Genomic DNA, 6,630 nt, shown 5'->3' with positions numbered 1-6,630 from the left:
GGACGTCCACGGCCGCGGTGTCGACACCGTCCTCGGCCCGGAGATGCGCTCCACCGGCGAGGTCATGGGCATCGACAAGGTCTTCGGCACCGCCTACGCCAAATCCCAGACCGGCGCCTACGGCGCCCTCCCCACCAAGGGCAAGGTCTTCATCTCGGTCGCCAACCGGGACAAGCGCAACCTGGTCTTCCCGGCCCGGGCGCTGGCCAGCCTGGGCTTCGAGATCCTCGCCACCGCCGGCACCGCCGAGGTGCTCCAGCGCGGCGGCATCCCCGCCACCGTGGTGCGCAAGCACAGCGAGGGCGAGGGCCCGAACGGCGAGCGGACCGTCGTCCAGCTGATCCACGACGGCGAGATCGACCTCATCATCAACACCCCGTACGGCACCGGCGGCCGCCTCGACGGCTACGAGATCCGCACCGCCGCCGTCGCCCGCTCGGTGCCCTGCCTGACCACCGTGCAGGCCATGGGCGCCGCCGTCCAGGGCATCGACCGGCTGCTGCGCGACGAGGTCGGCGTCATGTCGCTCCAGGAGCACGCCGAGCTGATCAACGCCGGCCGCGCCAAGTAGCACCACCGCAGTGGGGGGCACCAGTACCGCCGGGTGCCCCCCACTTCCATGCCCTGGGAGGACTTTGTGTACAAGCTGCTGTTCGACCTCGTCTTCAAGAAGATGGACCCGGAGAAGGCCCACCACCTCGCCTTCTTCTGGGTCCGGCTCGCCTCCTCGGTGCCCGGCCTGCGCGGCCTGGTCCGGCTGGTGCTGGCCCCCCGCGACCGCGCGCTGCACACCGGCGCCCTCGGCCTCGACCTGCCCGGCCCGTTCGGCCTCGCGGCCGGCTTCGACAAGAACGGCGTCGGCATCGACGGCCTGTCGATGCTCGGCTTCGACTACGTCGAGATCGGGACCGTCACCGGTGAGGCCCAGCCCGGCAACCCGGCCCCGCGGCTCTTCCGGCTGGTCGAGGACCGCGCCCTGATCAACCGGATGGGCTTCAACAACCAGGGCTCGGCCCGGGTCGCCGCCCGGCTGGCCGCCCGCCCGCACACCACCTCGACCCCGGTCGTCGGCGTCAACATCGGCAAGACCAAGGTCGTCGAGGAGGCCGACGCGATCGCCGACTACGTCAAGTCGACCGAGCGGCTCGCCCGGTACGCCGACTACCTGGTGGTCAACGTCAGCTCGCCGAACACCCCCGGGCTGCGCAACCTCCAGGCCGTCTCGCACCTCGGTCCGCTGCTCGGCGCCGTCCGCGAGGCCGCCGACCGGACCACCCCGCACCGCGTGCCGCTGCTGGTCAAGATCGCCCCCGACCTGGCCGACGAGGACGTCGACGCCGTCGCCGACCTCGCCCTGGAACTGGGCCTCGACGGCATCATCGCCACCAACACCACGATCGGCCGCGAGGGCCTGCGCACCCCCGCGGACCGGGTCGAGGAGATCGGCATGGGCGGCCTCTCCGGCGCCCCGCTCAAGGGCCGCGCGCTGGAGGTCCTCCAGCGGCTGCGCGCCCGCACCGAGGGCCGGCTCGTCCTGGTCTCCGTCGGCGGCATCGAGACCGCCGAGGACGCCTGGCAGCGGATCATCCACGGAGCCGACCTGGTCCAGGGCTACAGCGCCTTCATCTACGAGGGCCCGTTCTGGTGCCGCCGCATCCACAAGGGCCTCTCCGCCCGGGTCCGGGCCGGCGGCTTCCGCAACCTGGCCGCCGCCGTCGGCAGCGCGGTCGACGCGCCCAAGGCCGCCTGAACCCCCCTCACCTCCCCGGAAGGACGTCATGACCCTCGCCCCCTTCGGCGCCCGGCTGCGCCACGCCCTCGACACCCGCGGCCAGCTCTGCGTCGGCATCGACCCGCACGCCTCCCTGCTCGCCGCCTGGGGTCTGGAGGACTCCGTCGCCGGCCTGGAGACCTTCAGCCGTACCGTGGTCGAGGCCCTGGCCGGCCGGGTGGCCGTGCTCAAGCCGCAGGCCGCCTTCTTCGAGCGCTTCGGCTCCCGGGGCGTCGCCGTCCTGGAGAAGTCCGTCGAGGAGGCCCGGTCGGCCGGCGTGCTGGTCCTGATGGACGCCAAGCGCGGGGACATCGGCTCCACCATGGCCGCCTACGCCGAGGCGTTCCTGGCGCCCGGCAGCCCGCTCTTCTCGGACGCCGTCACCGTCAGCCCCTACCTGGGCTTCGGCTCGCTGCGCCCGGCGCTCGACCTGGCCACGGCCCACGGCGCGGGCGTCTTCGCGCTGGCGCTCACCTCCAACCCGGAGGGCGCCGAGGTGCAGCGCGCGGTCGGCTCGGACGGCCTGTCGGTGGCCGCCTCCGTGCTGCGGCAGCTGGCCGCCGAGAACGCCGGCGCCGAGCCGCTCGGCTCGTTCGGCGCGGTGGTCGGTGCGACCCTGGCCGACGCCGGGGTGGACCTGGCGATCAACGGCCCGCTGCTCGCCCCCGGGATCGGCGCCCAGGGCGCGACCATGGCGGACCTGCCGCGGGTCTTCGGCGACTCGGTGCGCAACGTCGTGCCGAGCGTGAGCCGCGACGTGCTGAAGCAGGGCCCCTCGGTCGAGGCGCTGCGGGCGGCGGCCGACCGTTTCGTGCAGGAGTACGCGGACGCGGTCAAGTAGCGCCCGCGGCGGCGGGATTCGCCGCCGCGCGCGCCCGTCGGGGCCGGTGTCGCTCCGAAACCGCCCCGGCACGGTCCGCAGGCGAGCGGGCAAGCGGCGCGACGGGGCGGCGCGACATCTCAAGAGTTGACGTGAGCGCCGTCACATCGGCGGCGCCAAAGGTCCGCAATCGCGGTCATTTTGCCCGGGAAAGTCCTGGTCGGCCTTGGCTGACCAGGACTTTTCGTGTTCTTTTCCTGACGCGGCGCCGCAATCCGGGTAGTGTCCGGCGATAGGTCATCGAAGAGCCGCGAAACTCGTTGCTCTCGCAGGTCAGGGGCGGCGAGTTCGCCCTGTGGACCGGTGTCCTGGGAACCAAACCAGTCATAGTTCAATCCCTTCCATCCACACCTGAGGTGAACGGCGTGGCTCTTCCGCCCCTTACCCCTGAACAGCGCACCGCCGCGCTCGCCAAGGCCGCCGAGGCTCGCCGGGAGCGCGCCGAGGTGAAGAACCGGCTCAAGCACTCCGGCGCCTCGCTGCACGAGGTGATCAAGGCCGGCAAGGCTGACAACGACGTGATCGGCAAGATGAAGGTCTCCGCCCTGCTGGAGTCCCTTCCGGGCGTCGGCAAGGTTCGGGCCAAGCAGATCATGGAGCGGCTCGGTATCAGCGAGAGCCGGCGTGTCCGTGGTCTCGGAACCAACCAGATCGCCTCCCTGGAGCGGGAGTTCGGCGGCGGTGCCGCCTGACCGTGCCCCGTGGTCCCGGGATCGTCCGCGATCCGGGATAATCGGTGCATGAGTGAGCGTCCGCGGCTGACCGTGCTCTCCGGCCCCTCGGGGGTCGGCAAGAGCACGGTCGTCGCTCATATGAGGAAGCAGCACCCCGAGGTCTGGCTCTCGGTGTCGGCGACGACCCGCCACCCGAGGCCGGGCGAGCAGAACGGGGTCCAGTACCACTTCGTCGACAACGACGAGTTCGACAAGCTGATCGCCAACGGCGAGTTGCTGGAGTGGGCCGTGTTCGCGGGCAACCGCTACGGCACGCCGCGCTCCGCGGTCCTGGAGAAGCTGGAGCGCGGCGAGCCCGTGCTGCTGGAGATCGACCTGCAGGGCGCCCGCCAGGTGCGCGAGTCCATGCCCGAGGCGCAGCTCGTCTTCCTGGCTCCGCCGAGCTGGGACGAGCTGGTCCGCCGGCTCACCGGCCGCGGCACCGAGCCGCAGGACGTGATCGAGAAGCGCCTGGAGGCGGCGAAGGTCGAGCTGGCCGCCGAGCCGGAGTTCGACAGCACGCTCGTCAACACCTCCGTCGAGCAGGTGGCGACCGAACTGCTAGCCTTGCTCGGTGTAGGCTGAGCTTTTGTCTTTTCCACCCTTTCGGAAGGTTTTCGCGTGTCCTCTTCCATGACCGCGCCCGAGGGCATCATCAACCCGCCGATCGACGAGCTGCTTGAGGCCACCGACTCCAAGTACAGCCTGGTGATCTACGCGGCCAAGCGTGCCCGTCAGATCAACGCGTACTACTCCCAGCTCGGCGAGGGCCTGCTGGAGTACGTCGGCCCGCTGGTCGACACCCACGTGCACGAGAAGCCGCTGTCGATCGCGCTGCGCGAGATCAACGCAGGCATGCTGACCGCCGAGGCGATCGAGGCCGCCTGAGGCACCCGCCTTCGCCCGCAGGGCCCGTCGGAGTTCGCTCCGACGGGCCCTGCGGCGTTGCTGTCGGGGGGCCGTGGGGGTGCCACCGTGCGGGTGATCGCCGACGGGCCGTAGGGTGAGCACGCACCGAGCGAGGAGAGATGGGGATCATGGGCGGCAGCACGGAGCAGGCGGGCGCACCGCGCGTCGTCCTCGGCGTCAGCGGCGGCATCGCCGCGTACAAGGCGTGCGAGCTGCTGCGCAGGTTCACCGAGTCCGGCCACCAGGTCACCGTGGTGCCCACCGAGGCGGCGCTGCACTTCGTCGGCGAGGCCACCTGGGCCGCGCTCTCCGGGCGCCCGGCCGCCACCGCGACCTGGGAACGCGTCCACGAGGTGCCGCACGTGCGGATCGGGCAGAGTGCCGACCTGGTCGTGGTCGCCCCCGCCACCGCCGACCTGATGGCCAGGGCCGCCCACGGGCTCGCCGACGACCTGCTCACCAACACCCTGCTCACCGCGCGCTGCCCGGTCGTCCTGGCACCCGCGATGCACACCGAGATGTGGGAGCACCCGGCCACCCGGGAGAACGTCGCCACGCTGCGCCGCCGGGGCGTGATCGTGCTGGAGCCCGCCAGCGGGCGGTTGACCGGCAAGGACACCGGCAAGGGGCGGCTCCCCGAGCCGTCCGCGATCTTCGACGCCTGCCGGGCGGTGCTGCGCTACGGCGGTGTCCGGACCGACCTCGCCGGGCGGCACGTGGTGGTCTCGGCCGGCGGCACCCGGGAGCCGCTCGACCCGGTCCGCTACCTGGGCAACCGCTCCTCCGGCAAGCAGGGCTACGCGCTCGCGGCGACCGCTGCGGCGCGTGGTGCCCGTGTGACCTTGATCTCGGCCAATGCCGAGCTGCCCGATCCGGCCGGGGTGGACGTGGTGCGGGTGGCCACCGCCCTGGAGCTCCGGGACGCCGTCCTGACGGCGTCCACCGAGGCGGACGCGGTGGTCATGGCCGCGGCGGTGGCGGACTTCCGCCCCGCGGTCTACGCCACCGGCAAGATCAAGAAGGTCGACGGGGTCGAGCAGCCGCCCGTCGAGCTCGTCCGCAACCCGGACATCCTGGCCGAGCTCTCGGCCCACCGTCCCCGTTCGGGCCAACTGGTCGCGGGTTTTGCGGCGGAGACCGACGAGGTGCTCGCCAACGGCCGGGCGAAGCTCGCCCGCAAGGGCTGCGACCTGCTCGTCGTCAACGAGGTCGGGGACGGCAAGGCCTTCGGCCAGGACGTCAACGAGGCCGTCGTACTGGGCTCGGACGGCAGTGAGACGCCCGTTCCGGTGGGTCCGAAGGAGGCGCTCGCGGACGTCGTCTGGGACCTGGTCGCCGAACGGCTGGATCCGCCCGTCGACTGATCTCGAAGGGTGGGAGGGCGGTCTCCAATTGCGGAATCGCGTGACGATTGTCGGAAGCCGACCGTTACACTCCAGGAATCAAGTCTTTCCGGAAGTTCCCGGGTCCGACCGGGGCTTTCAGTCAGCAGCCGCTGCAACCCCAGGGAGCGCTGTGTCTCGCCGCCTGTTCACCTCGGAATCCGTGACCGAGGGACACCCCGACAAGATCGCTGACCAGATCAGCGACACCATCCTTGACGCTCTCCTCCGTGAGGACCCGACCTCCCGGGTCGCCGTGGAGACGCTGATCACGACCGGCCAGGTGCACGTGGCCGGCGAGGTGACCACCAAGGCGTACGCGCCGATCGCCCAGCTCGTCCGGGACAAGATCCTGGAGATCGGCTACGACAGCTCCAAGAAGGGCTTCGACGGCGCCTCCTGCGGCGTGTCGGTGTCCATCGGTGCGCAGTCTCCCGACATCGCGCAGGGCGTCGACACCGCGTACGAGGCCCGGGTCGAGGGCGACGAGGACTCCCTGGACAAGCAGGGCGCCGGTGACCAGGGCCTGATGTTCGGCTACGCGTCCGACGAGACGCCCGAGCTCATGCCGCTGCCGATCACCCTGGCGCACCGCCTCTCCCGCCGTCTCACCGAGGTCCGCAAGAACGGGACGATCCCGTACCTGCGCCCCGACGGCAAGACCCAGGTCACCATCGAGTACGACGGCGACAAGGCCGTCCGCCTCGACACCGTGGTCGTCTCCACCCAGCACGCCAGCGACATCGACCTCGACTCGCTGCTCACCCCGGACGTCCGCGAGTTCGTCGTGGAGCCGGAGCTGAAGGCGCTGGCCGAGCAGGGCATCAAGCTGGTCACCGACGGCTACCGCCTGCTCGTCAACCCGACCGGCCGGTTCGAGATCGGCGGCCCGATGGGCGACGCCGGCCTGACCGGCCGCAAGATCATCATCGACACCTACGGCGGCATGGCCCGCCACGGCGGCGGCGCCTTCTC

The 6,630-nt window shown here is 71.5% G+C and carries 7 protein-coding genes and 1 pseudogene; all 8 read left to right on the top strand.

Annotated features, from left to right (window positions below; all coding sequences use genetic code 11):
- A pseudogene (gene carB / locus PUR61_RS11985) lies at positions 1 to 571 on the top strand (carbamoyl-phosphate synthase large subunit); the annotation flags it as partial.
- Positions 572 to 637: 66 nt separating this feature from the next.
- A complete protein-coding gene (locus PUR61_RS11980; RefSeq protein ID WP_329878688.1) occupies positions 638 to 1,750 on the top strand; it encodes a quinone-dependent dihydroorotate dehydrogenase in 1,113 nt (370 codons plus the stop codon).
- A gap of 28 nt (positions 1,751 to 1,778) precedes the next feature.
- Complete coding sequence (gene pyrF / locus PUR61_RS11975; RefSeq protein WP_329878686.1) at positions 1,779 to 2,612, top strand: orotidine-5'-phosphate decarboxylase; 834 nt, start codon at positions 1,779 to 1,781, stop codon at positions 2,610 to 2,612.
- Between the two features lie 404 nt (positions 2,613 to 3,016).
- Positions 3,017 to 3,343: an integration host factor, actinobacterial type gene (gene mihF / locus PUR61_RS11970; RefSeq protein ID WP_030056187.1), complete on the top strand. Its 327-nt coding sequence runs from the start codon at positions 3,017 to 3,019 to the stop codon at positions 3,341 to 3,343.
- Positions 3,344 to 3,391: 48 nt separating this feature from the next.
- Positions 3,392 to 3,949: a guanylate kinase gene (gmk, locus tag PUR61_RS11965; RefSeq protein ID WP_327675652.1), complete on the top strand. Its 558-nt coding sequence runs from the start codon at positions 3,392 to 3,394 to the stop codon at positions 3,947 to 3,949.
- 36 nt (positions 3,950 to 3,985) lie between these two features.
- On the top strand, positions 3,986 to 4,252 hold the full coding sequence (gene rpoZ / locus PUR61_RS11960; protein WP_030240625.1) for a DNA-directed RNA polymerase subunit omega: 267 nt from the start codon (positions 3,986 to 3,988) through the stop codon (positions 4,250 to 4,252).
- Between the two features lie 149 nt (positions 4,253 to 4,401).
- On the top strand, positions 4,402 to 5,637 hold the full coding sequence (gene coaBC, locus PUR61_RS11955; protein WP_329878657.1) for a bifunctional phosphopantothenoylcysteine decarboxylase/phosphopantothenate--cysteine ligase CoaBC: 1,236 nt from the start codon (positions 4,402 to 4,404) through the stop codon (positions 5,635 to 5,637).
- A gap of 151 nt (positions 5,638 to 5,788) precedes the next feature.
- A partial coding sequence (gene metK / locus PUR61_RS11950) for a methionine adenosyltransferase (protein ID WP_329878655.1) occupies positions 5,789 to 6,630 on the top strand: 842 nt, incomplete at its 3' end.

Source organism: Streptomyces sp. BE20 (genome assembly GCF_036322525.1).
Lineage (GTDB): Bacteria > Actinomycetota > Actinomycetes > Streptomycetales > Streptomycetaceae > Kitasatospora.
This window is presented reverse-complemented; position numbering and strand designations above follow the sequence as displayed.